Below are 25,822 nucleotides of genomic sequence, written 5' to 3' on the forward strand. Positions count from 1 at the left end.
AGCATTTCTTTTATTTTACCATTTTTTTAGGCTTTTTTGCAGTCTAAAAGTAAATTTTTTAAAAGCCAGACATTCATAGCCGAATGTTCACTCTCCAAAAGTGCGTGTTCCAATGGTTCAAATCCATAGTCTTGATAAAGCTTCAAGGCGGCTTTGAGCTTCGTATGACTCTCTAAATAGAGTTTTTGATAATGTTTCTGAGCAAAGTCAATCGCCTGATCCATTAATTTTCTTGACCAACCTTGCCCACGAGCTTCTTTCGTCAGATAAAACTTTTGGAGTTCAGCAACTCCAACAGAAAAGGGTGCAATTCCTACTCCACCATAAACTTTATGCGCCTCCTTCTCATCAACGAGTACAAAATAAGCCGCATTTTTTGTTTGTTTATAAAATGTCGACAACTCTACCAAAGTTTCGTCCTCGTAAGCAGTGCCTGGTAAGGCCAAGCCCTCTTCTTCCAGAATATTCCGAATGAGTTGGTAAAGTTGAGCGTCATCTTGACTTTGAATTGGTCTAATTTTCATATTTTTTCAATACCATTTTGATCAAAAATGGAGCAATGACCGTCGCCAAAATGATGACAATCACAAGTTCAGAATAAACAGCATCCGTAATAATGGCACTCGTCAATCCAATTTGAGCCACAATCAGAGCCATTTCTCCACGTGAAATCATTCCTGTTCCGACTAACATACTCTCTCCAGTACTTAGACGATTCATTTTTCCGACAAAATAGGCGGGCAAAAATTTCGTTAAAATAGCCAAAACTGTAAAAAGTAAGATGATCCACGGATGATGAATCAAACTATCAAACTGCACCGAAATCGCAATCAAAACAAAGAACACGGGGATAAAAATAACGTAACCAATCGCCGAGGTGTATTCTTCGATTTTATGACTCACTTCTGTTTGTGAAATCGCAATTCCCGCAAAGAAACTGCCGATAACAGCTGACATTCCAACCGCATTGGCAAGCAAGCTCAATCCCAAACAGATAATCAGCGCAACAATTGTATTTTTATTGGCCAGCGGTAATTTTTGCACAAACTTCCAAAGTCTTGGAATCATCTTGTGAACTGCAAACAAGAAGGCGAAAAAGAGGAGTTCAAGAGAAAATTTGAGCGCCAATTGTCCACCAGAACCACCATTTTTAAAGCTGGTAAAAATGGACAAAATCAAAACAGCCAGAATATCATCAACCACGGCTGCACCAAGGATTATTGAACCCGCACGTGTACTTAATTTACCATATTCTTGTAGCACTTCCACCGTGATGGACACCGAAGTAGCGGCAAAAACAACCCCATAGAAAAAACTGGTTGATAGGCCATATCCCAAGCTCGCCGCGACAATAGCAAAGACCGAAAGTGGCACTAAAACACCACCGACCGCCACCAGCATGGACGCCTTAAAATTTTTCTTCAATACCGTCAGATCGCTCTCTATCCCGGCAAGAAACATGAGCAAAATCACGCCAATTTCGGACATTACTTCTAGGACGTGTCCGCCATGAACAAGTCCTAAAACCGAGGGTGCAATAAGAATTCCGACCAGCATCTGGCCAACTACTGCTGGAATTTTCATTCGTCGAGAAATCAATGTAGCAAAAAGCGAAGCGACTAAAACAATTGTGAGTTGTAAAATATCATTCATTTTCTCATTTTAACACATTTTTCTTAGACAAACTCATCTTTTCAATTTTATTTCTTAGAAAGCGAAGGTTTTGACAAGACGTTTTGTTGCTTCTTCGATTACTGTAAAGGGAGCGGCCACATTCAAGCGCGCATGACCCGCCCCCTCAAGCCCAAATGAACTGCCGCTATTTAAAATTAACTGACTGTCATTTAATAATTTTTCCTGAAGCGCCTCGTCACTCAACTCGTAAGCAGAAAAGTCCAACCAAATCAGATAGGTGCCTTGTGGTTTCATCACTTTAATTTTAGTTTTTTCAGTCAGTTCATCAAGGATATAAGTCACATTTTTTTCTAAAACTTCCTTAAGTTCTTGCAACCATTCATGCCCGTGAGTGAGGGCAGCTTCTGTGGCGAGCATCCCCAAAGTGCTGATTTCATGCTGATTATTTGCTAATCTTTGCTCAAGATATTGGTCACGTAACTCAGGATTTTCAATGATTGCAAATGAACATTTTACCCCTGCAATATTGAATGTTTTCGTGGCTGATGAGAGAATGATTGTAAATTCTTTAAAATCTGCGGAAAGCGTGTTGAAACTTTGATGAACATTGCCAAACAAGGTCAAATCTTGATGAATTTCGTCTGACACCAATAAAACCTGATGTTTTTGGCAAATTTCGCCAATTTTGAGCAATTCATCTTTGCGCCAAACACGTCCACCTGGATTGTGAGGATTGCACAGAATGTACAATTTAACAGAATTTTCAACAATATCTTTTTCCAATTGTTCAAAATCAATGACAAATTCGCCATTTTTTTCCGTCAGTGAATTTTCTACCACTTTACGCTGATTCAGCTTAATCGTCCGAGCAAAAGGAGGATACGCTGGGGTGTTGATCAGTACTGCCTCATTTTTTTGCGTAAAGGCTTGAATCGCAAGGCCTAACGCTGGCACCACGCCTTCCACAAAAATAAGACTTTCTTTAGAAAAAGAATAGCCATGCTGCGTCTTTTCCCAATTTCTCACTGCTTCTACTAATGTTTCTTTAATATAAGCATAGCCATAAACCGCATAATCTGCATAGTCGTGAATACTTTGCGTGATTTCAGGCAAAGCAATAAAGTCCATATCAGCCACCCAAAGCGGTAATTGCTCAGGGTGTTTTTGAACATTTTGCCATTTGATTGAATTATTGGTACGTCGGTTGGGAAGGCTTGTAAAATCATATTTTGCCATATTTATCACTCTTTTCTAATCTTCACTACATTTTTAGTTCATAAAACGTGACTTTTTTACTGACGAAAATTCCGTCAGCAATTTAGTCAATCTTTTTAATCCGTCAGCGCTTGCTCGAGGTCTTCAATCAAATCGTCAGCAGCTTCAATCCCAACTGACAGCCGGAGCAAATCATCCGTCAAACCATAACTCGCTCGGATTTCCACAGGAATATCATGATGTGTTTGTGTCGCTGGATAAGTAATTAAACTTTCCACACCACCCAAACTTTCAGCAAAAGTAAAGACTTTCAAGCGGTTTAAAATCTGTGGAATTTTCGTTTCGTCAGCAACTTTTACGGAAATCATTCCCCCAAGTCCTGTATAAATCACCTGTTTTACTGACGGATTTTTCGTCAGCATTTTCGCAATTTTTTGCGCATTAGCGGTCGCTCTCTCCATCCGCAAACTCAAAGTTTTCAAGCCCCGCATCAGCAAATAACTATCAAAAGGCGATAAGACAGCGCCTGTGGTGTTGAGCTGATATAACAATTTTTCATACAAAAGCTCATCACGGACAATCACAGCACCAGCCAAAACATCATTATGGCCTGATAAATATTTCGTTGCCGAATGAATCACCAAATCGGCTCCCAATTCCAAAGGTCGCTGGTAAATGGGAGTATAAAAAGTATTGTCCACAACCACTTTCGCACCATTTTTCTGCGCCTTATCCGCAATTTTTTCAATATTAAACTCAACCATCATCGGATTAGTCGGTGTCTCAATATAAACAACATCTGTATTTTCATCAATCAAATCAAGCATCTCTTGCTCATCATTTGCATAAGAAAAAGAAAAACGTCCCTCTTGCTCTTTTTCATCGAACCAGCGAAATGATCCACCGTACAAATCACGACTCGCCACGATTTTCGCCCCTACAGGAAAAAGCTCCAGAGCCAGCACAACCGCTGCCATTCCAGAAGCAGTCGCCAAAGCAAAGCGGCCCGATTCAATTGTCGCAAGTGCGTTTTCAAGCGTTGAGCGCGTTGGATTTTTTGTCCGCGTGTAATCAAAACCTGTCGATTTTCCAAACTCTGGATGTTGATAAGTTGTCGAGAAATGTAAAGGCGTCACTAAAGCCCCTGTTGCTGCGTCAGAATGAATCCCCACTTGTGCCAAAATCGTATCTAATTTTTTACTCATAATTCTTCTCCATTTTCATTAAAATCATAATCCTCTTCCAAATGCTTACTTAAACGCTCAGCGACATAGGGCGTCCCTTGATAAACCGCATAATTAAGCCAATTTGAAAAGAAAAGCGAAGCCGCCGAAGCCCAGTTCATTTTAGGTGGCTTTCGATCATCATCTTCTGGGAAATAATGCTTAGGCAGCTCTGGTTGCAGACCAGACGCTTTGTCCCTCTGATACTCCCATGCCAAAGTATCCCGATCATACTCCAAATGCCCAAAAAGATAAACCTCCCGCAAGTTTTTCTTAGCCAAAATTGACAAACCCGCTTCCTGAGATTTTGACAAAACTTCTAAATCAGCAACTTTAGTAATTGCCTGCTCATCCGAACACGTATACCGGGACTGTGGACAATAAAAATAATCATCAAACCCTCTGAATAAAGGATTCTTTGGATTTTCCACAGAACTCTCAAAAATTCCACATAATTTTTGAGCTAAATTTTCTTTTTCTACACCGTAACGTGCATAAAGTCCCGCTTGCGCTCCCCAACAAATATGTAGGGTAGAATAAACATGACTCTTACTCCAATTCATAATCTCTAAAAATTCCGCCCAATAATCCACAGCCTCAAACTCCAACTGTTCAACAGGCGCTCCCGTAACAATCAAACCATCGTAATAGTTTGCTTTGACCTGCGAAAAAGACTTATAAAAACTATCCAAATGCGATTGTTGCGTATTCTTAACCTCATGTGTCGCTGTATATAAAAAATCAACATTAATTTGCAAAGGCGTATTGGATAAAAGTCGTAAGATTTGGGTTTCTGTCACTAATTTTCGCGGCATTAGATTCACCACCAGCAAGTTCAACAAACGAATATTTTGCTTCTTTGCTCGCTCACTATCCATCACAAAAATATTATCTGCCCGCAATTCCTCAATTGCAGGCAGATTCTTTATTACCTTTACTGGCATAAACTCCCCAATTCATAAAAAAATTTTAATAGGTTTAATTATAGCCCTTCAAGATTTATTTACAATAGCCTCGCATTTTGATTCTACGATGAGGTTATTTAAAAATTTTAAGTTCAGTATAAGAAAAAAACTACCCAAAGGTAGTCTTATTGATAACGGCGTTCTAAATATTTAAACATCGGATGTGGCATTGGTAAATCTTTTATTGCTTTACCAAATGGTTTTTCAACTGGAGTTGTAGTCAACTCACCAGAGATTTTCAACGGAAATTCTGGATCAACCAATAGCTGTTGACCAATTGCCGCCAATTCCGCATTTTCCAAAAGTGCCTCAACATCGGCTTTCGTGCGTACGCCACCCACACCAATCAACGGGATTTCTCCTGCCAAGATTTCATGAATATAAGCCAGTTGAGATTTTTCTTGATAAGCTAGCGCATTCGATTTTCGATCAAAATGTCTTAAAGAAACATGAAGATAATCTAATTTTTTCTTTTTCAATTCTTTCAAGAACCACAAACTATCCGCAAATTGAATTCCAGGTTCCGTCACCTCAAGAGGTGAAAAACGGTAACCCACAGCAAATGGCCGTCCTGCTTGCTCTGCCTCAAAAAGCACCCGATCAATAACAGCAAGAGGAAATTTAGCACGTTTTTCTAAACTTCCCCCCCATTCATCTGTCCGACGATTGGAGTGTGGTGAGAAAAACTGTTGAATCAAATAACCATTTGCCCCATGAATCTCTACACCATCAAAACCAGCAATAATCGCTCGTCGCGTTGCTTGCCCAAAAGCTTCAATGAGTTCAGAAATTTCAGCAGTGGTCAATTCACGAGGAAGTTCAGCACCAGCAAATTCAGCAGCAACTCCCGAAGCAGACACGACTTGCTCACCAGTCACCTTCATTGAGGCCATTCGTCCTGCATGAAAAATTTGCAAAATCGCCTTACTTCCAGCTTCATGAATCTCCCCTGTCAATTCACTCAAGCGTCCAATCGCTTCATCAGTAGCAATCGTCAGCTCTCCAGCCCAACCCTTACCGTTGTCTGTTACATTTGCCGTTCCTGTAATCACAGCACCCAAACCTTTGCTACGTTTGGCATAATGTTGAATTTCTTCCTGAGTGACAATGCCATCGTGAAAACTTGACACAATGGTCATTGGAGCCATAACTAAGCGATTTTTCAGCTCCACTCCAGAGCGTAATTTTAGCGATTGATTAAAATTCATTATTTTTTATCCTCTTTATCCTTCTTAATTCGCAGAATTATTTTATCATAAATCACTTTCATTTCCTTTTCAGACGACTTTTTTGAAAATTCATCTAGCGCAATCCAAGCTAATCCACCTGTTTCATCCCGGTTTTCTCGTAGCTTTTGTCCTTCTTTGGCTTCAAACAAGAAAGTAACATTCAGATGCAAATGTGCCGAAACATAACCATGAGTGCGATGGAAATGCCCAAAAACAGGTAAATTTTCAATTGAAATTGGCGCCGAAGACAAGAGTTTTAAATCTGTCAAACCACTTTCTTCCTGAACCTCTTTACGAGCCACACGCACCAAATCAGTATCTCCATCTGCATGACCGCCCAACCAGCCCCAACTCTGATAAATTCTATGAAAAATCCCTAACACCTTATCTCTTTTTTCATTCAGCACAAAAGCACTCGCTGTAAAATGTGCCATTGTCTCTCGCGTAAAATTCTTTTCATCCTGAGCAAATTGGCGAAAAATCGCCAAATCCACTATTTCTTGCTCGCCTTGAGCTACAAAATTTTCTAATAATAGTTCTAATTCATTTTTCATTTTCTAGTATAATCCTCACAAAATAAGTACAATAACACTCATCAAGACCAAAGAAATAAACATCGATAAGCTAATAGCCAAACCAGCAACCGCTTTATCATTTCCCAATTCTATAGCCTGAATCATATGTAAAAATGACATTGGACAAAAGAAAATGAGTAATAAAACTTCCTTGATGAGATGGGGAAAAGGACTGACAAAATAAATCAAGGCGCCTAAAAAAGCAGCCAACAGATAACGCCAACTTAAAATTTTGATTACTAACCACAATTTTCCCTTAGGCAGGCGAAATTCCATAAACAAGCCAATAGTAAAAATAGAGAGCAACGTATTAGCATTAGCCAGTGGGCGAATACAAAGAAGCCAAGTAGACGGAAAAGACCAACCCAAAATAGCTAAAATAAACATTAGCAGATAGACAACAAAAGGTGGATTTCTTAAAAGAACACTTGAAATATCTCGAAAAGAAAAACCATGTTGTCGTTTTTCGCTTGTCATCTCCACTATCGCTTGAGTTGTTCCAGTCACCATGAACGAATTTCCCATATCAAACATGGCTAAAAAAGGAATGGCTGCTGGGAAAAAACTACTCACAAATGGAATTGAAAAATTTCCGATATTGTAACCCGAAAGATTAAACATATAAAGGCCGCGTTCTTCCACAGTTTCCTTACGTCCCATAAATTTTCCGATGAAAACTAGCACTAAATTAGATATAATTCCTAGCGCCATAAGGATAAAATAAAGCACAGAAAGTCTGGTCTGATTCACACCTATAAGAATTGTTGCTGGCAAAGTGATAAAGACTACCAATTTGGAAACTAGCGCACCGTCTTTAGAGTGAACTAAGCCAATTTTTTTAAGCAAAATCGCCAAAAATAAAATGAGTAAGATACTTAACGCATTGAGAAAAATTGTTATCATAAGCTTCACAGTTTATTCATATGAGTAGCTTTTCTACTCTTCTAAACCTTCATTTTTATTGTATCACTTTTATAAAAAAAGAATCTCGTTAAAAAACGAGAAGTTCTTTTTAATTGATTTCAATAAAATACTCACAAGAAAACTTTCCTTCTGGTGCCAATTCATTAATTCCAAATTTCGTTGTCAGGTCGCCATCTGTATTCTCATCATCCGCAATTCCACACCATGGTTCAATGCAGACAAAAGGAGCTTCTGTGGGATACGGTGACCACAAACCAAAATAAGGCATACCCTTCCAAGTCACCGTCACACCATGATTATCCAAGCTGTTGGTCAAAGAAACTTTCATCTCGTCTGATGAGCTATAAACTAGAGCATCTTTATCAAAAAGCTCATGTTTCAACGGTAATTCTTGAACTTCCACTTCAAATTTTTCGTCAACTTTAATTGTCCCTGAAGGAGGATCCAGCGGGATAAAAGTCCGTTTTTCAGCGGGTGAAATCGTTAATTTGTAATCCTCAAATGAGCCATTTTTGAGAGGAACATTAAAGGCAGGATGAGCGCCAACACCAAAATTCATAAATTTTTCATCTTTATTTTGAACCATATAGCGAACTTTGATTTTATTTCCCACTAATTTATAAGCCACTTGGAAAATGAAACGGAAAGGATAGTGATTGAGACTGTCCTCATTTTCCCGTAGCTCAAAAATTAATTCATCAGCCTCAGCTTTAATCACTTTGAACTCATTATCGCGTGCAAACCCATGTCCACCCATTTGATAAGTTTTTTCAGCATAGTGATACTTCCCATTTTTTAACTTCCCTACAATTGGAAAAAGAACAGGGGCGTGACGTCCCCAGAATTTTGGATCTGCCTGCCAGAGGTATTCTATTTCTTCATGCTGGATAGAGTGCATCTCAGCACCAAAAGTATCCACAAGAACTGTCAATTGATCATTTTTTAAAGTATGTTCCATGATAAACTCCTTAGTATTTTATTCGTTAGCTCTATTTTACCATTTTTTTGTATAGATCACTTTGATTAGTAAATAACTCAGCTATTCCTTTTTGAAAGATGAAAAAAACCGTTGGCTAACGGATTTTTCTTTAATTTTTGGGTTTATAAAAATTACGGTTAGATAACGCCCAGACACGTTGACTGAATTGTCCCGGCTCAAGAGTTGCTGTTGCTGTCGTCATCATCATCATATTAGCATCCATGACGTCAATCTGATGAATCATTTCCGCTTCCATGATTTGTGGACGAACAGGGCTGCCATATTCTAACTCGCCGTGGTGACTAAGCAAGCAATGACGGAGTATCAATAAATCTTCATTGTCATCATCAAAACCAAGTTCGATAGCTGCTTTGCTCACCTCTTCATCAATCAAAACAATATGACCCAATAAATTGCCACGTATTGTATAACTCGTATTTTCGCTTCCTGTAAACTCTAAACATTTTGCCATGTCATGGAGCAAAACACCTGCAAACATCAGACTTTCGTCCAGTTGTGGATAAACTTCACAGACTTTTTCAGCTAGGTGGAGCATTGTCGTGGTATGAAAAGCTAATCCTCCTTCAAACGCGTGATGATTTGTTTTCGCTGCTGGATATTCGTAAAACTCTTTATCAAACTTTTTCAGGATGGCTCGGACAATACGATTCAAAGTAGCATTTTCAATTTTGAAAACAATTCCTTGAACGTATTCTCGTAAATCTTTCTCTTTAACCGGTGAAGTTTCCCGATAGTCTTTTGGATTATTTGGCTCATTATCGTTTGCAATCCGGAGCTGAATTTTATTGACTTGAGGCATTCCATTATAAAGTTCTTTGAGGGCTTTCATGTGGACAACACGTCCCGCCCGAAATTGCTCAACAGCTTTGGGATTTGCATCCCAAATATTTCCATTTATTGTTCCTGTACGATCTTGGAAGCTAAGGGCGAGGTAATCCTTACCTGCACGAGTTTGGCGAAGCTCGACTGATTTGATCAGGTAAAAACCTTCAAAAAAATCACCAATTTCTAAGTTTTTGATGAGAACCATATTTGTCTCCTTTTTAGAGGTAGCCTCGTGATTGACCAAATAGATCAAGTTTAAGGCTAAATTATTATAATACAAGCGTTCATTATCTAAGCGACAATGTTCACTAAGTGGATGAGCTTTTAATTTGAATCATCTGATAAATCTAGAAGTTGCTGACTCGTACCATCATCTAAACGATCAACTTCTCTAAGTGCTTTGTTCATAACGTTTGTTCGGGTAGTGATGAGCGTATTGATTTCTTTTTCAGATTGTTGAATTTTTTCGTGAACTTTCTTCAAAGCTCCTTCAAATTTTCCAAATTCAGTTTTTACTGCTCCAAGCATTTGGTAAACTTCTGATGATTTTTGCTCAATTTGGAGCGTTTTAAAGCCCATTTGCAAACTGTTCAAAACAGCTGTCATGGTTGTTGGACCTGTTACATTGACTTTATAATCACGGCTGATTTGCTCATAGAGTTCTGGATTATTTACCACTTCCATAAATAATCCTTCAGTTGGTAAAAACATAATCGCAAAATCTGTTGTTTTTGGCGGAACGATATACTTTTCACTGATTGATTTGGCTTGTGCTTTAACAGCTGAAAATAGTGCTTTACGTGAGTTTTCAATTTCTTTGACGTTATTTGATTCTAAAGCCAGCTGTAAACGTTGGTAATCTTCCATCGGAAACTTCGAATCAATAGGTAAATAGAGTTGTGAATTTTCATCTTTACCTGGTAGGATAACAGCATAATCCACGGCGTTATTTCCTTGAATGTTGACTTGTTCTTGATATTGGCTACTGGTGAAGATTTGCTCAAGGATTCTTCCAAGTTGGATTTCACCAATAATTCCACGAGTTTTTACTCCCGTCATTACTTTTTGCAAGCTGTCAACATCGCTTGCAAGATGACGCATCTCGCCAAGCCCTTGTTCAACATTTTTCAGGTGCAAAGTCACTTGTTCAAAGCTTTGTGAAATTCTTCGATTGAGTGTTTCTTGCAATTTTTCATCCACTGTTTCTTGAATTTGACTCAATTTTTTATCGTTGGATTCTTGTAAGTCTTTAAATTTATGGTCAAACTTTTGGGTGATTGCCTCAGTCAATTGGGTTAAAGTACTGACGGTTCGGTCAGTAGCTTCTAAAAGACTTGTGGATATTTTTTCTAATTTTTGCTCATTAGATGTTTGTAAATCTTTAAATTGATAATCAAATTTGCTATTAAGATTTTCGGTCAACATGGACAAATCGGAATTGACCGATCGCAAACTGTTTGAGAGTTCCTGACGATTCTGACCAAGTTCTTGACTCAAGCCTCCTCGCAAATCTGATAAATTCTGATTTAAATAGACCAGCTGATTTTTGAGTATACTATTATCTGCCTTTTTAAAAAAGTTGGCAAGTGCAAGGACAATCAAAACAATCAGTAGAATAATGATGATAATCTCCATTTTGCTGCTTAAATTCCTATTTTTTCTAAAATCTCTTGGATTACAATTTCTTTTTTGCGCTCATTGTTAATTTTTTCTTGGGTAGGCAATGTATCAAAAAAACTAAGCTCAGCTTCTAGGTGTGCAATTCCCCAATCTCTCGACTTTCAAGCGCTGTAAATATTTCCTCAAAATAAACTTTTGTATGCAAAGTCATTGGTACAATAACATCGCCAGCGTACTCTTTATCCAGCTTCTGAAGCATTTGAATATTCCAAGATTGCCATTCTGGATAGTTTTGAAAATCGTCTGCTTGGATTTCTTGAGGTAAATTTGCTCCGAAAAAATCGCCAATCGCTTCTGGATCATAGATCCATGAAGGAACAATCGCTTTATTAAGGAGTTCGGCAATTGTTGTTTTTCCAGAACCATAAGCGCCGTTAAGCCAAATAATCATAGTTTCGACCGTAATTTGCTGATGTTTTCTTCAACATTTCCTTTAAAAACAAAAGATCCGGCTACAAAAATATTGGCGCCTGCATTTTTGGCAAGCTGGATGGTCTGGTCATCAATTCCTCCGTCTACTTCAATTTCGTAATCATAACCTTTTTCATGGCGAAGTTGCGCAAGCTCTGTCACTTTTTCCATCATTTCTGGAATAAAGGCTTGTCCTCCAAATCCGGGATTGACTGTCATCACCAAAACCATATCAACCAAGGGAAGGACGGTTTTGATTGCATCAACTGAAGTGCCTGGGTTAATAACCACAGAGGCTTTCATTCCTGCATTTTTAATTTTTTGCAAAGCACCATGAATATGATGCGTTGCTTCAACGTGGATGCTCATGCCATCTGCGCCAGCTTTGGCAAATTCTTCCACATATTTTTCTGGATTTTCAACCATCATGTGAACATCTAAAAATAATGAAGTCACGGGACGCAGACTCGCAACGACACCAGAGCCAAAAGTTAAGTTATCCACAAAATGGCCGTCCATCACATCAATATGAACCAGCTCAGCACCAGCAGCTTCAATGCGTTTGACATCACGAGCAAAATTTCCAAAATCAGCTGAAAGAATCGATGGTGCAATTTTATTTTTCATCTTTATTTTCTTCTCCTTTTTGTTCATCTGTTGTTTTCATTGATGAAGCGGTTAAACCAAAAAAAGCACGATTTAAGACTAAAAGAACTCCTAAGGTTAACAACACTAAAACAATAAAAACAGCTATCAGTAAACCACCAGACATCTCTTTTTTAAAGTAGATAGCAACTATCCAAGCCAACACCACGATAAAAAAGCCAGCCTGTTTGAGCCAAAGGTTATCTTTAGCTTTGTTTTTTTCGTTTTTTTGCATATGTTTCCCTCGTATTGTTGATTTCATTGAGCAATTGTAAATAATTCTCATAGCGACTGGTCAGGATTTCTTGATTTTCTAAGGCTACTTTCACCGCACAATTTGGCTCATGGGTGTGGGTACATTCTCGGAATTTACAACCGTGGCTGATTTTTAAAAGTTCTGGAAAGGCAGCATTCAAATCTGGCTGATTCGTCACTTCATAATCTAAACTTGAAAATCCTGGAGTGTCTGCAATCAATCCACCAGCCAATTCAAAAAATTCCACATGACGTGTCGTATGGCGACCTCGTCCCAATTTTTCTGATGTTTCTCCTGTTTCTAAGTTCATTTCTGGTGCAATTTTATTGAGTAAAGTGGTTTTCCCCGCACCTGTCTGCCCCATAAAAACAGTCACTTTTCCTTCTAAACTACTGACCAAATCTGCGGTGTCAAAAAAGATTTGATAACCAATTTCTTCGTAGTCTTTTTTGAACTTTTCATAGGCTGCCCAATTTGTAAAAGTATTTTTATCAGACTCCGAATTTACTGACGGATTTGTTTTTTCTGCCGAATTTACTGACGAATCTGCCAATAAGTCCAGTTTTGAAATGTAAACCATCGGTTGAATCATTTTGTGCTCCAAAAAAACTAAAAAACGATCCAAAAGATTCAAGCTAAAGTTTGGGTTGACCGTTGACATGATGATGACTGCTTGGTCAATGTTGGCTATTGACGGGCGAATTAAACTATTTTTGCGCTCACCAATTGCTAATACATACCCTTCTGAGTTTTCTTCGGTTGAAAATTCAACGAAATCTCCAACGACTGGTTTCATTCCTTTTTTGCGGAAATTTCCACGCGCACGCGTTTGGTAAATTTCACCGTCACTCTCGACATAATAAAAACCTGCCAAGGATTTGACAATACGTCCATTTTTTTTCATGATTCAATTATATCAAAAAAAGGCTTAACTGTAAGCCTTCTATTCTCTTTTTTCAAAATTAACTCAAAATTCTGATTTGGAGGTTTTGACGTCCCCAACTAATTGCTTGACTATTTGAGGGAAAATGAACGTCAATAATATTACCAACAATCGCACCACCCGTATCTCCAGCGATTGCAATACCATAGCCTGGCACTTCAACCATAGAGCCTAAAGGAATCACGCTTGGATCTACTGCGATACACATCGGATTTTTGCTCAAATCAATTCCCATAGCAGTCGTTCCATTAAGGGCATAGGCTGTGGCTTGAACGCTTAAAGTTTGACCTCCTGTTGAAGGTAAAACAGCGGTGTTAACATTATTGTTTCCATTTGTCGAATTATCGGCAGAAGTTGCTCCATTTGACGATGCAGTTGAACTAGTAGCGCTTGGTGCTTGGTTTTGCGCTGCTTTTTCTTGAGCTGCTTTAGCATCGGCTACTGATTTTGCTAATGCTTCATCGTGTGCTTTTTGCTCTGCTGCGGCTTTGGCTTGCATCTCGCTCAATAATTGCTGATTGGAGCTGATTTTTGTTTTTAAGCTTGAAATATTTCCTTGCAAGCTGACAACTTGGGCTTGGTAATCTTGTTGTTCTTGCACTAATTTTGTTTCGTTTTCTTCCAGACTTGCTTTCATGTTTTGAAGCGCTTTTTCTTTCTCAACTAGCGCTTTTACTTGATTCGCTTCTGCACTCATTACCACACTCAAATTCGTCAGACGCATCACCAAATCAGACAAATTTTTTGATGAAGTCACGACGTCAATCACCGAAAGGGTCACTCCACCGCTGGCTTGCATCGCACGCATCTGGTTGGCAACATTTTCTTTAAGATGTGCGACGTCTATTTGTGCTTGAGTGATTCCTGATTCTAATTCAGAAACCTTGGTTTTGGTTTGATTCACTTGATCTTGAGCTGCTTGCGCCTTGCTGTATATTGCATTAGCTTGAATCAATTCACCATTCAGTTCAGCTTGGAAGCTTTGAATCTGTTGATTAACTTCAGCCTGTGAAGTATCTGCAGCCACTTGACTTGCTCCCAGCAACTGACCAGAACCAATCGGAAATGCTGACAAAATAAGTAGAGAAAGTCCTGCAAGCATTCCAACTTGTTTCATTTTTCTTGAAAGTAAATTTTTCATATTGACCTATTTTAACACATGATTCTCTTATTTTTATTTCCGTAAGTTTACAAATATAAATTTAAGTTTAAAAACAATACAAAAGGACAAATCCAAGCACCTTTGAACCAGAGAAAATGCTGACGGATTTTTACGTCAGCATTTTGGGAGAAAAAAATTTACTGACGTAAAATCAGTAAACTTTTTTTCTTTATTAACGAATTTCCACAGCTAATTTTTCCACAAGATTTTTCGTGATTTTATCCACAGCAGCAGTAATTTCTTCGTCAGTCATCGTATTTTCCACAGGCTGGAAAGTCAAACTGTAAGCCATTGATTTCTTGCCTTCTGGAAGATTTGAACCTTGATAAATATCAAAAAGTTCAACTTTCACCAAGCTTTTAACACGGCTATTTTCAATTGTATCCACAACCTCAGCGTGCGTCACTTGCGCACCAAGCAATAAGGCAATGTCCCGCTTCACAGCTTGAACTTTCGGAATTTCTTTGAAAATCGTTTGGGCTGGCAATTCTTCAAGCATGATTTGCAAATTAAGACTTGCGACATAAGTTTCAGCAATATCATATTTTTTAGCTGTTGCCGGATGAACTTGCCCTACAAAACCAACGTGACGTCCGTTAATTTCAACCCTTGCCGTACGTCCCGGATGCATTGCTGGTTGTGTTGCCGTTGGCACAAAAGTAACTTTGTCATAAGTCGCCAGTAAGTTTTCCACAATTCCTTTAGCATAATAGAAATCCACAGCAACAGCCTTGTTAGCATACGATTTATCCTCAACATTTCCAGAAATTGCAAAAGCAAGATTAGGAACCTCAGTTGGACGAATATCATCCACATTTGGCAAGAAAACATTTCCAATCTCATAAATCGCTACGTCAGCATTTTTACGATTTTGGTTATAATTTACAATATCCAGAAGTCCTGAAATCATGTTAGCACGCAAAGTTTGACGGTCTTCTGTCATCGGCATCATAAGCGTGGTCGTTTCAAGCTCACCTACAAACTCGGTCGCTTTTTCAGGCGTCACAAGGGAGTAACCAATCACTTCATTCAGACCAGCTGCCTCAACCCCTGTACGCACTTTGCGACGGAATTTTTGCATTTCAGTCAATTCACCAGCATTTTGTGAAACAGGCAACGTGCTTGGTAAATTATCGTAACCATAAATCCGCGCCACTTCTTCCACCAAGTCAGCTTCAATCGAGATATCCCAACGACGTGAAGGAATCTCACAAGTGAATTTTTCACCATCAACCTTCACCCCAAAGCCAAGTTGCACAAAGATTTTTTCCACAGTCTCAAGGGACAAGTCCGTACCCAAAGCTGCATTAACACGGCTCAAAGTAATAGACACTTTTGGCAAATTTGGTTGGTAATCATTAGATTCCACAACTCCAGATAATACTTGCCCACCAGCCAATTCCACAATCATAGCCGCCGCAAAATCAAGTGCTTCACGTACTGTACCTTGGTTAATTCCTTTTTCAAAACGACTAGAAGCTTCGGAGCGCAGAGCAAATTTTTGGGATGTTTTACGAATTGATGTCCCGTCAAATAAAGCTGACTCCAGCGCCACAGTTGTAGTCTCATCTGTAATTTCGCTATCTGCACCACCCATAACACCACCAAGCGCCACAGGCACACCATTGGCTGTGATAACAATATCCTCTGGCGCAAGCTCGCGTTCAACATGATCTAAAGTCGTAATTTTTTCATCGGACGTCGCCTGACGAACCAAGATTTCATCTGAGCCAAATTGATCAAAATCAAAACTGTGCAAAGGTTGACCAAATGCCATCAAGACATAGTTGGTCACATCCACGACATTATTGATTGGTTTTACCCCAGCATTCATCAAACGATTTTGCAACCATTGAGGCGATTTAGCGATTTTAACACCTTCAATCAAGCGAATTTTATAAGTTGGTACTTTATCTGTTTCAACTCTCACAGCAATTTTTGTCGCAGCTGCTTGCTCAACTTCTACCAAAGTTTTTTCTTCTAATTGAACAGGTAAGCCGTAAATAGCTCCCACTTCCCAAGCCGCACCATGCATCGACAAGGCATCTGCACGATTTGGCGTGATTGACAATTCAATCAACTCATCATCCATATCAAGATAAGGGAAAATGCTATCGCCCACTTTGGCTTGCGCAGGCATTTCAAAAATTCCTTCTTCGTGCTTCATTGGATTGATTTTTTCATCAATACCAAGCTCATCAAGCGCACAAAGCATTCCGAGAGATTCGACCCCACGGATTTTACCCTTTTTAATCTTATAATTATCAGCAATCCGCGCACCAACTAGTGCCACAATTGCTTTCATACCTACACGAACATTTGGTGCACCACAAACAATTTGCAGCGCATCTTCTGCACCAACATTCACTTTCGTGATGTGCAAATGCGTGTCCGGAATATCTTCACTAGAGATAATTTCTCCGACCACGAGTTTTGACAAACCTTCACTTGGTGTAGTCACACCCTCAACTTCAATCCCTGAAGTTGACATTTTTTGCTCTAATTCAGCTGATGTAGCCGTCAAACCCGGCACCAACTCTTTTAACCATTTATAACTTACTAACATTTTATTTTTCCTTTAATCTAATTTATCGATTTCATCTAAATCCAAATATTCCCCATAGATAATGGCTTCCCAGAATGGATTGATTCCGCGAGGCTGACTGTAATTCATATTCCGTCTTATTTCATAGCTTGGCTCAAACTCAATACTAAAATATTCAAGCAAAGTGGCTCCATAATAGATCACATCTGCTTGATAAACAGAAAAAACAGGATTATCTTTTGTCTCAACATTCCCAGTCGTAAAACGATGACCACAAATCGGAACCAATTTTGGTACTTGTTGCAAGTTAACTTTTGCCAAAGCCAGCCGTTCATTCATATTATCGGGAACTTGACCCCACTCTTTTAGCCAAAAATCATTTTCTTTGACATCAAATAACAATCCTTCAAATTGCCAATCAATTCGCTCTTTAATTCGTTGAATATTTTCCTGCGAAAAATCGAACCAATTATACCAACCATTTTTCCTAGCTTGCACTGGACAAAAATCCATGAGCATAGTTTTTAGATTTCTAGGAAACTTGATATCATAGATTTCCTCACATTTGCGAATTTCCTCGCTTGTCAGACCTTGATGTAGCGGAATTTTATTTTTTTCAAATAATTCTCTAATTTGAGGAATTTCATACTTCTGCATATCTGGAAGCTTGCTAGACATTATTTTCCAAATTGCTCCAAGAATCGTAAATCACCTTGGTAGAATCCACGAATATCATTGATACCATATCTCAGCATAGCAATACGTTCTTGTCCCATACCAAAGGCAAATCCCGAGTAAACTGTAGAGTCAATGCCTGACATTTCAAGAACATTTGGATGCACCATACCTGCACCAAGAATCTCAATCCAACCCGTGTGTTTGCAGACGTTGCAACCTTTACCGCCACATTTGAAACAGCTGACATCAACTTCAACAGAAGGTTCAGTAAATGGGAAATAACTTGGACGCAAACGAATTTGGCGGTCTGCACCAAACATTTTCTTGATAACTAATTCCAAAGTTCCTTTGAGATCAGCCATTGTGATATTTTTATCCACAACTAAACCTTCGATTTGGTGGAATTGGTGGCTGTGTGTCGCATCATCTGTATCACGACGATAAACACGGCCTGGTGCAATCATACGCAAGCCCCCTTTAGAAAAATCGTGGGCATCCATTGTACGAGCTTGCATTGGTGATGTATGCGTGCGGAGCAAAACTTCATTTGTGATATAAAACGTATCTTGCATATCACGTGCTGGGTGATCTTTTGGCAAGTTCATGCGCTCAAAGTTATAATGATCTGTTTCGACTTCGTAGCCATCGACAATCTCATAACCCATTCCAAGAAAAATCTCTTCAATTTCTTCTTGAGTTTGTGTGAGGATATGACGAAGTCCTTGATTTTGATGTTTGCCTGGTAAGGTCACATCTAAACTTTCTGATTCAAGGGCAGCATTCATCGCTGCAACTTCAATTTCTGCTTTTTTGGCCTCTAATTTGGTGCCAAATTCATCACGAAAGGCATTCGCCAATGCGCCAATTTGTGGGCGTTCTTCGTTGGTGAGATCTTTCATTCCCTTAAGAATTTCTGTTAACTCTCCTTTTTTCCCTTGCACTAATGTCCGCAACTCGTTGAGGGTTTTCTCATCTGATGCTTTTTTCAATTCAGCTAAGGCACGTCCACGTAATTCTTCGATTTTTTCTTGTAAACTCATTACAATCCTTTCAATAAATCCATTTTAAAACAAAAATACCGCGATTTTCTTTCTCCAAAGGAGCGAAAACCGCGGTACCATCCTATTTTATCACTTAATTTATTTTATTTAATTTTCTGCCTTTCACCAAGCGGTGCTGACAAATGTAAGCTGAACTTCGGTTATAGCGCTGTACTGTGGCTCTCAGTCGGTGACCACAACTCCCTCAAACTTTGCTCATAACTTACTCGTCTTACATGATTATTTTAATTTTATCACTTTCAGCGGATTTGTCAAATCTTATCGAGGAGTTAGAGCAATTATTTTCGGTTTTTAATTTTTACAATTAGACATTGTTCCAAATATTTTTAGAAGGTCTTTTTCGGATGAACCCACTTTAGGAACTGCATAGATACCATTATTGTTAGGTACTCCTCCTTTTTTGATATATTTGATATAATGGATTATCTATTTTTACACAATATTTTCAGCCACCAAAACTGATAGGAGAAAATTTATGAAAAAAATTATTATCGGTAGCCTTACTTTGCTTGCGGCGGTTTCACTCTCAGCGTGTTCAAGTAATAACACAAAGTCAAATACTTTCTCAAAAGAATCTGATAAAGCAAAACAAGCTCTATTCTTGAAAGTTCCTTCTAGTGTCGTCATGGATAGCAGAGGAGTAGCCTTAATAAGAGTTAAAACGATTCCAAACGGAAAAGTTAGAATTGGAGAGAGTCTCACAGTCGATTCTCAAAGTGCTGATTCTGAGGGAAATTTTACGTTAAAACTAGCTAGCGATCCACATCAAAAATCAGCTGTCAAAGTTACTGCTGGAATATTGGGGACAGACGGAAAAGAAATTGCTAAACAAGTAACAAAAGACGTGAATATTAAGCCATCAGAATAATAATAAAAGCTGACAAGAGTTTACCTCACCCCAAAAGTTAGACAAGAAAGTTCAATTCTATAGCATAAATTTAAGATTATTTAAAAGAAAAAAGAGCAAATCTTAATTGAGCTCTCTTTTTTTATAAAAATTTATTAATTTTTATTATATATCTATGATAATTATTGAGGAAGTTATTTTATTTTCGATTTAATACATCAACTGCTTTATCAACAACAAGGCATTCCACAAAAATGAAAGCCACAAGAATCACTTCATTCAAAATATTATTTTGATTCCCTATATGTCCAAAAAGTAAAACAGTTATAGCAATTACAATTGCCGAAATTAGTGCTTTTACAGCAGAATATTTATTCAAAACACAAATCTCCTCCTCATGTTTTATGTGATGCTACACTCCTAAAATATAGAAGTTTACATAAATTTTTTTCTGACCCTAATAATATCATACAAGCCAAGGACGAATATTAATGTAAAAGTAACCCACGAACTAACGAATGATATTAAATAAGATAGTAGTGCTATAAGCAGCGAGAGTTTTATATCGTTTATGTATTCGTTCCCCTTAAATTCTTTATAGTTTCTAATAAACATTATTCCCCAGATAATTAAAAACAAAAAGTAAAGGCATTGTTTACCTATAAAAACTAAAGATAGACTAACATTAACTTTTTCTATCACTTCTAAAGAATTACTTAATGAAATTATAAATAATATAAAGGGCATTAATCCATTTTTATATGCGCTCATTTTTATTCTATTGCTGAAGTTACGGGAGGAATTCCCCAACTCAAATACAATGCAACTCCTTTTCCTTTAGCTAATGCTCCAGTGATTTTAACTACTTCCTATACCATTATATCAAAAATTTAATAGGCTTCATTAAAACTGATAAATTTCACATAAAACAAATAAAAATTATACTCTCTTACCTTATCATCAGTTGAGCGTGAGATTAAGAGATGATAGAGAAAGTGAGACAGTTTCTCATTTTTTATTTCAGATCCACTTCAAATGTCTAATCTGATGTTGGACTAATGTCAAATTGGACTAATGTCAAATAATTGGTTATAGTGTGTTAAATAAAAGTAAAAAAAATATTTTCTTAATTTATACTAATCCAAGGTATAATAATAGTGTTAGATGATTTTGATGAAGATATTTTAGTAACATTTCTAAGTATCATAACTGCCCAAGCATCCCCTTAAAGATATGGCTCATAGATACTCAAGTTTCTAGAATTATCTACATAAAATTTATAATAAATTAAGAAACGGAGAAACTATGATGAACAGCTCTATGACAAAAGCAAATGGAAAACGCCTCCTTGTTTATGGGATAATTCTTTATTTTGCTTTTATAATTTTAGACTTCTTACTAAGAACGCTCACTCATTCTATCATCCCACCTTCACTTATAATCACTCTTCCTCACTTTATGATTAGTCTAGTTTTAGGACTAACTTGCTATTATTTAATAAAGACTGATCGTATTTTCAAAAAAACAATAAAATTTTCATTATCCACTCATATTTTACTTGGCACTTTGGTCATCCTCCTCAGTTTAATTGCGCTCTTTATCCTCGGAGTTCCTAAGGACATACAAACCATCTTGAGTGGGGGAGTTAATCTGACTTTAGTCTCCTTTTTTACTGCTTTATCTGCCGGAGTATTTGAAGAATTACTTGTACGAGGTTTAATCTTCGCTGGTTTTTGGAAACTGTTACAAGGGAGTTCTTTAAAATTATTCTGGAGCGCCCTGCTCTCTTCTGGATTATTTGGTCTTTTTCACCTTTATAACTTAACCCAAAGCTCTTTCACAGCTGTTTCGCAACAAGTTTTGTATGCTACTGCTCTTGGTCTCATTTTTGCAATTCTTCGTATTAAGCTTAATTCACTTTGGTTGGCTATCATGCTTCATACCTTACTTGATTTCCAACCAACTATTTCAGCGAGTGTTGCTTCTGAAAATTCGTGGGCTTCAATCTTAATAATCACTGTTCCTTTGCTTGTTGTTTCAGTGTTTACACTACTAAAAATGGATAAAGATTATAATAATCAGTTTAAACGCTATGAATAACTTCCATACTTATGTTGAAATCATCAAGTATAAATTTTTAATATCGGGACCTTATAAAAAGATACTAAAGCTCAAGCAGTCATTCTGCTTGAGCTTTTTGTGTTGTTTTTGTAGACTACTATCGAATCAATTAATACAAAAAAGTTATAGGTTTGGCTGTTATTATACTTATCAGGACAAGACTAATCAGGAAGAATTATTTTTGTTGACTGTTTATCATTATTTTCTTGCTTATATATAAAATAATTTTTTCAAACGAACCTTTTTTCTTTTCTCGCCTATTAAAACTTGTTAAAATTAAGTTAGCGCTTAACAAGAATACGTATTCTATAAAACACACCAATTAGGAGGATCGTATGGTTTTAGCTCGAAATCGAAAGTATCTCAAATGTTTCTTAGCAACTTTGACAGTTGGCACAGCAATTTTAGGAGGAAAATATGCTTTAGCTGATGCTGCTGATAGTATGGTCAATCCAACAGATAAAGTACTGGTTGGTTATTGGCATAACTGGGCAACAACTGGAAAAGATGGCTATAAAGGAGGAACCTCAACTACCTTTGATCTCTCTAAAACGCAAGATGGATACAATGTTATCAATGTATCTTTCATGAAAACCCCTCAGGGACAAACACTCCCTACTTTCAAACCTTACAACAAAACAGATGCTGAATTCAGAGCAGAGGTTTCAAAATTAAATGCTGAAGGTAAAAGTGTTTTAATCGCACTTGGAGGTGCTGATGCACACATCGAATTGACCAAAGCTCAAGAAACTGACTTGGTTAACGAAATCATTCGTTTAGTTGACACTTATGGTTTCGATGGTTTAGATATTGACTTAGAACAAGCTGCAATCGAAGCTGCGGATAATCAAACAGTTATTCCCGCTGCTTTACGTCGAGTAAAGGATTATTATCGCCAACAAAACAAGAACTTCATGATAACCATGGCTCCTGAGTTCCCTTATCTCACAAAAACAGGGAAATATGCGCCTTATATCACTGGTTTAGATACTTACTATGATTATATCAACCCACAATATTATAATCAAGGCGGCGATGGTTTCTGGGACACAGGATTGAACATGTGGGTTTCTCAATCTAATGATGAGAAAAAAGAAGATTTCTTATATGGTTTAACGACACGTTTGGTGACTGGAACTGATAATTTTATCAAAATTCCAGCAAGTAAGTTCGTTATCGGGCTTCCTGCCAATGATGACGCGGCAGCAACGGGTTATGTCAAAGATCCTAAGGCTGTTGAGAATGCCCTCAAGCGCTTAAAAGCTGATGGAAATGAAATCAAAGGTTTGATGACTTGGTCAGTAAACTGGGATGATGGAACAAGTGCCACAGGTGTTAAGTACAACAATTCATTTGTAAATACTTATGCACCGATGTTATTTAATGGGTCGACCACTCCTGTTGAAGATAATGAAAAGCCAACTACACCAACGATTTCTGTCACTAATATCAGTAGTTCAAGTGCAACTATTCAGGCAAAAGCAACAGATAACGTAGGTGTTGTTAACTACGAAATCAAGATTGGAGCAACGCTTTATAATTCTGCTGATGGTCAATTAGTTTTAAATAATCTTTCGGCTAACACAGACTACCATGTGGAAGTTGTAGCCATTGATGCTGCTGGAAATCGTTCGATTACAGCCGAAACAGAATTCAAAACGACTGAGCAACCAACTTCAAGCTATCCTGCGTGGGATGCTGATCAAATCTATTTAGGAGGAGAACGCGTTAGCTACAATGGAAAGAATTATGAAGCAAAATGGTGGACACGTGGAAATGAGCCTGATAAATCAGATGCCTATGGTCCATGGAAGGAAGTGTAAAAACCAGAAAGGATTACCTTTATGAAAAAAATATTAGCAGCTTGCTTGCTGACAGTGAGTGTTCTTGGATGTGCCCTATTTGCTCAAGCAGATAAGGTTCTAGCTCATGGCTATGTGCAATCTCCACCTGCTCGAGGTTATCAAGGAAAACTTGATTCTGAAAGAATGGGCTGGTATGAAGCATTTAATCTTTATGGCAATGTCATCACAAATCCACAATCTCTCGAAGCGCCAAAAGGTTTTCCGGCAGCGGGTCCTGCAGACGGACGGATTGCTTCTGCAAATGGTGGTTTAGGACAAATTGGTGATTTTGTCTTGGATAATCAAACAAGTACTCGCTGGAAAAAAACGTCAATCACTTCTGGTGCTAACCTTTTCACTTGGTACTATACTGCTCCTCATAAGACAACCAAGTGGCATTACTACATGACTAAAACGGGTTGGGATCAAAATGCTCCACTGAGTCGTTCTGAATTAGAGCTTATCGGAACAGTCAATCATGATGGTTCAGAAGCCTCAAAAAATCTAACGCATACGATTACTGTGCCTTCTGATCGTTCTGGTTATCATGTGATTCTTGCTGTTTGGGATGTTGCTGATACGGCAAATGCTTTCTACAATGTTATTGATGTCAATGTCAATAATACTTCAGCTCTTGCCTTTGGGCCATTCCTGTAAATAAAAAAAGCCAGAGAAATCTGGCTTTTTATTTTACTTTTTTAAACGCCCCAAACGGATTCTAAAACGTTGGTTTGTTCACGACCTGGGCCTACTGAGAATGTTGAGATACGTACGCCAACAAGTTCTCCGACACGGCGAACATAGTTACGTGCTGCTTCTGGCAATTCTTCAAGTGTACGGCAAGCAGTGATATCTTCTGACCAACCTGGCATTTCTTCGTAGATTGGTTTACAATCTGCTAATTCTTTGAGTGATGCTGGGTAGTGTGTGATGTATTCACCGTTGCTACGTTCGTAAGCGACACAGATTTTTACTGTTGGCAAACCTGATAAAACGTCAATTGAGTTCAAGCTAAGGTTAGTCAAGCCTGATACGCGTTTGGCATGGCGCATAACAACTGAGTCAAACCAACCGACACGGCGTGGACGACCTGTGGTTGTACCATATTCATGACCGACTTCACGGATTTGATGACCAGTTTCGTCAAAAAGTTCTGTTGGGAATGGACCGTCACCAACACGTGATGTGTAGGCTTTGCAGACACCAACGACTTTAGAGATTTTTGATGGACCAACGCCTGAACCGATAGTTACACCGCCAGCTACTGGGTTTGATGAAGTAACAAATGGGTAAGTTCCTTGGTCAATATCGAGCATAACGCCTTGTGCGCCTTCAAAGAGGACACGTTTCCCGGCATCGAGTGCGTCATTCAAGATTACAGAAGTATCTGTAACGTATTTTTTAAGTTGTTGACCGTACTCATAGTATTCTTCAAAGATTTCATCAAAGTCGAGAGCTTCTGAGTCGTACATTTTTACAAATTCACGGTTTTTAGCTTCGAGGTTGATGCGCAAGCGTTCTTCAAAGATTTCTTTGTCCAACAAGTCAGCGATACGGATTCCGACACGAGCTGCTTTATCCATGTAAGCTGGGCCAATTCCTTTGATTGTTGTTCCAATCTTGTTATCACCTTTGGCTTCTTCTTGAAGGAAGTCCAATTTTTTGTGGTAAGGCAAGATGACGTGAGCGCGGTCTGAGATACGCAAACTTTCTGCAGAAACACCGTTTTCAGCCAGATAGGCGATTTCTTCAACGAGTGATTTTGGATTGACAACAACACCGTTCCCGATAACTGAAATTTTTTCAGGGAAGAAGATTCCTGATGGAATCAAGTGAAGTTTGAACTTTTTGCCGTCGATGACGATGGTGTGACCTGCATTGTCTCCACCTTGATAACGGGCGATGACTTCGGCATTTGCACTCAAAAAGTCAGTGATTTTACCTTTTCCTTCATCTCCCCATTGCGTTCCGACAACTACTACTGATGGCATAATATTCTCCTTAAGATGTGAGCCCGCCTCTAGGGTGAACTCAATTT

Annotated in this window: 24 protein-coding genes and 1 pseudogene; 4 read left to right on the forward strand and 21 right to left on the reverse strand. The window is 38.3% G+C overall.

What is annotated here, in order from left to right:
- Positions 1–26: 26 nt before the first annotated feature.
- From EQJ87_RS06435 to pheS, 19 genes and pseudogenes are all read right to left on the reverse strand, one after another.
- Positions 27–524, reverse strand: coding sequence for a GNAT family N-acetyltransferase (locus tag EQJ87_RS06435; protein WP_130123843.1), 498 nt, complete (start codon positions 522–524; stop codon positions 27–29).
- Positions 514–1,653 carry a cation:proton antiporter gene (locus EQJ87_RS06440; RefSeq protein WP_130123844.1) on the reverse strand — a complete coding sequence of 380 codons (1,140 nt, stop codon included), beginning with the start codon at positions 1,651–1,653 and terminating at the stop codon, positions 514–516. Before EQJ87_RS06440 ends, EQJ87_RS06435 begins: the two co-directional genes overlap by 11 nt.
- 54 nt (positions 1,654–1,707) lie before the next feature.
- Positions 1,708–2,871 carry a MalY/PatB family protein gene (locus EQJ87_RS06445; protein WP_130123845.1) on the reverse strand — a complete coding sequence of 388 codons (1,164 nt, stop codon included), beginning with the start codon at positions 2,869–2,871 and terminating at the stop codon, positions 1,708–1,710.
- A gap of 95 nt (positions 2,872–2,966) precedes the next feature.
- Positions 2,967–4,055 (reverse strand): cystathionine gamma-synthase, encoded by a 1,089-nt coding sequence (locus tag EQJ87_RS06450; RefSeq protein WP_130123846.1) that lies wholly within the window; start codon positions 4,053–4,055, stop codon positions 2,967–2,969.
- Positions 4,052–5,017: a homoserine O-succinyltransferase gene (locus EQJ87_RS06455; RefSeq protein WP_130123847.1), complete on the reverse strand. Its 966-nt coding sequence runs from the start codon at positions 5,015–5,017 to the stop codon at positions 4,052–4,054. The genes EQJ87_RS06450 and EQJ87_RS06455 overlap by 4 nt, the downstream gene beginning before the upstream one ends.
- Positions 5,018–5,163: 146 nt before the next feature.
- The gene (locus EQJ87_RS06460; RefSeq protein ID WP_130123848.1) at positions 5,164–6,249 is read right to left on the reverse strand and encodes an oxidoreductase; all 1,086 of its coding nucleotides are present in this window, start codon (positions 6,247–6,249) and stop codon (positions 5,164–5,166) included.
- A complete protein-coding gene (locus EQJ87_RS06465) occupies positions 6,246–6,821 on the reverse strand; it encodes an NUDIX hydrolase (protein ID WP_130123849.1) in 576 nt (191 codons plus the stop codon). The genes EQJ87_RS06460 and EQJ87_RS06465 overlap by 4 nt, the downstream gene beginning before the upstream one ends.
- 15 nt (positions 6,822–6,836) lie before the next feature.
- The gene (locus tag EQJ87_RS06470) at positions 6,837–7,745 is read right to left on the reverse strand and encodes an AEC family transporter (protein WP_130123850.1); all 909 of its coding nucleotides are present in this window, start codon (positions 7,743–7,745) and stop codon (positions 6,837–6,839) included.
- 109 nt (positions 7,746–7,854) lie between these two features.
- Positions 7,855–8,724, reverse strand: coding sequence for an aldose 1-epimerase family protein (locus EQJ87_RS06475; protein WP_130123851.1), 870 nt, complete (start codon positions 8,722–8,724; stop codon positions 7,855–7,857).
- A 130-nt stretch (positions 8,725–8,854) separates the two neighbouring features.
- On the reverse strand, positions 8,855–9,796 hold the full coding sequence (locus tag EQJ87_RS06480; RefSeq protein ID WP_130123852.1) for a 3'-5' exoribonuclease YhaM family protein: 942 nt from the start codon (positions 9,794–9,796) through the stop codon (positions 8,855–8,857).
- Positions 9,797–9,915: 119 nt separating this feature from the next.
- Positions 9,916–11,226, reverse strand: coding sequence for a DNA recombination protein RmuC (gene rmuC, locus EQJ87_RS06485; protein ID WP_130123853.1), 1,311 nt, complete (start codon positions 11,224–11,226; stop codon positions 9,916–9,918).
- 115 nt (positions 11,227–11,341) lie between these two features.
- On the reverse strand, positions 11,342–11,662 hold the full coding sequence (locus EQJ87_RS06490) for a DEAD/DEAH box helicase family protein (RefSeq protein ID WP_130123854.1): 321 nt from the start codon (positions 11,660–11,662) through the stop codon (positions 11,342–11,344).
- The gene (gene rpe, locus EQJ87_RS06495) at positions 11,659–12,309 is read right to left on the reverse strand and encodes a ribulose-phosphate 3-epimerase (protein ID WP_130123855.1); all 651 of its coding nucleotides are present in this window, start codon (positions 12,307–12,309) and stop codon (positions 11,659–11,661) included. Before rpe ends, EQJ87_RS06490 begins: the two co-directional genes overlap by 4 nt.
- Positions 12,299–12,562, reverse strand: coding sequence for a hypothetical protein (locus EQJ87_RS06500; protein ID WP_130123856.1), 264 nt, complete (start codon positions 12,560–12,562; stop codon positions 12,299–12,301). The genes rpe and EQJ87_RS06500 overlap by 11 nt, the downstream gene beginning before the upstream one ends.
- A pseudogene (gene rsgA / locus EQJ87_RS06505) lies at positions 12,543–13,487 on the reverse strand (ribosome small subunit-dependent GTPase A); the annotation flags it as partial. The pseudogene rsgA and the gene EQJ87_RS06500, both read right to left, overlap by 20 nt.
- A 58-nt stretch (positions 13,488–13,545) precedes the next feature.
- Positions 13,546–14,667 carry a 3D domain-containing protein gene (locus EQJ87_RS06510; protein WP_130123858.1) on the reverse strand — a complete coding sequence of 374 codons (1,122 nt, stop codon included), beginning with the start codon at positions 14,665–14,667 and terminating at the stop codon, positions 13,546–13,548.
- Positions 14,668–14,860: 193 nt separating this feature from the next.
- The gene (pheT, locus tag EQJ87_RS06515; RefSeq protein WP_130123859.1) at positions 14,861–17,254 is read right to left on the reverse strand and encodes a phenylalanine--tRNA ligase subunit beta; all 2,394 of its coding nucleotides are present in this window, start codon (positions 17,252–17,254) and stop codon (positions 14,861–14,863) included.
- Between the two features lie 12 nt (positions 17,255–17,266).
- Positions 17,267–17,911 carry an SMI1/KNR4 family protein gene (locus EQJ87_RS06520; RefSeq protein ID WP_130123860.1) on the reverse strand — a complete coding sequence of 215 codons (645 nt, stop codon included), beginning with the start codon at positions 17,909–17,911 and terminating at the stop codon, positions 17,267–17,269.
- Positions 17,911–18,951: a phenylalanine--tRNA ligase subunit alpha gene (gene pheS, locus EQJ87_RS06525; RefSeq protein WP_130123861.1), complete on the reverse strand. Its 1,041-nt coding sequence runs from the start codon at positions 18,949–18,951 to the stop codon at positions 17,911–17,913. Before pheS ends, EQJ87_RS06520 begins: the two co-directional genes overlap by 1 nt.
- Positions 18,952–19,447: 496 nt before the next feature.
- Here pheS and EQJ87_RS06530 point away from each other — a divergent pair, with 496 nt between their 5' ends.
- Positions 19,448–19,840, forward strand: a complete 393-nt coding sequence (locus EQJ87_RS06530) for a hypothetical protein (protein ID WP_130123862.1) — start codon at positions 19,448–19,450, stop codon at positions 19,838–19,840.
- Positions 19,841–20,018: 178 nt separating this feature from the next.
- Here the strand turns inward: EQJ87_RS06530 and EQJ87_RS06535 are convergent, their stop codons facing one another.
- Positions 20,019–20,198 carry a hypothetical protein gene (locus tag EQJ87_RS06535; protein WP_130123863.1) on the reverse strand — a complete coding sequence of 60 codons (180 nt, stop codon included), beginning with the start codon at positions 20,196–20,198 and terminating at the stop codon, positions 20,019–20,021.
- Positions 20,199–21,124: 926 nt separating this feature from the next.
- Here EQJ87_RS06535 and EQJ87_RS06540 point away from each other — a divergent pair.
- From EQJ87_RS06540 to EQJ87_RS06550, 3 genes are all read left to right on the forward strand, one after another.
- Positions 21,125–21,919, forward strand: coding sequence for a CPBP family intramembrane glutamic endopeptidase (locus EQJ87_RS06540; protein ID WP_130123864.1), 795 nt, complete (start codon positions 21,125–21,127; stop codon positions 21,917–21,919).
- A gap of 356 nt (positions 21,920–22,275) precedes the next feature.
- Positions 22,276–23,763, forward strand: a complete 1,488-nt coding sequence (locus tag EQJ87_RS06545) for a glycosyl hydrolase family 18 protein (protein ID WP_130123865.1) — start codon at positions 22,276–22,278, stop codon at positions 23,761–23,763.
- Positions 23,764–23,784: 21 nt separating this feature from the next.
- Complete coding sequence (locus EQJ87_RS06550; RefSeq protein WP_130123866.1) at positions 23,785–24,441, forward strand: lytic polysaccharide monooxygenase auxiliary activity family 9 protein; 657 nt, start codon at positions 23,785–23,787, stop codon at positions 24,439–24,441.
- Positions 24,442–24,482: 41 nt separating this feature from the next.
- On the opposite strand, the gene EQJ87_RS06555 is transcribed toward EQJ87_RS06550, so the two are convergent.
- On the reverse strand, positions 24,483–25,775 hold the full coding sequence (locus EQJ87_RS06555) for an adenylosuccinate synthase (protein WP_130123867.1): 1,293 nt from the start codon (positions 25,773–25,775) through the stop codon (positions 24,483–24,485).
- Between the last annotated feature and the right edge of the window lie 47 nt (positions 25,776–25,822).

This window comes from Lactococcus sp. S-13 (assembly GCF_004210295.1).
Taxonomy (GTDB): domain Bacteria; phylum Bacillota; class Bacilli; order Lactobacillales; family Streptococcaceae; genus Lactococcus.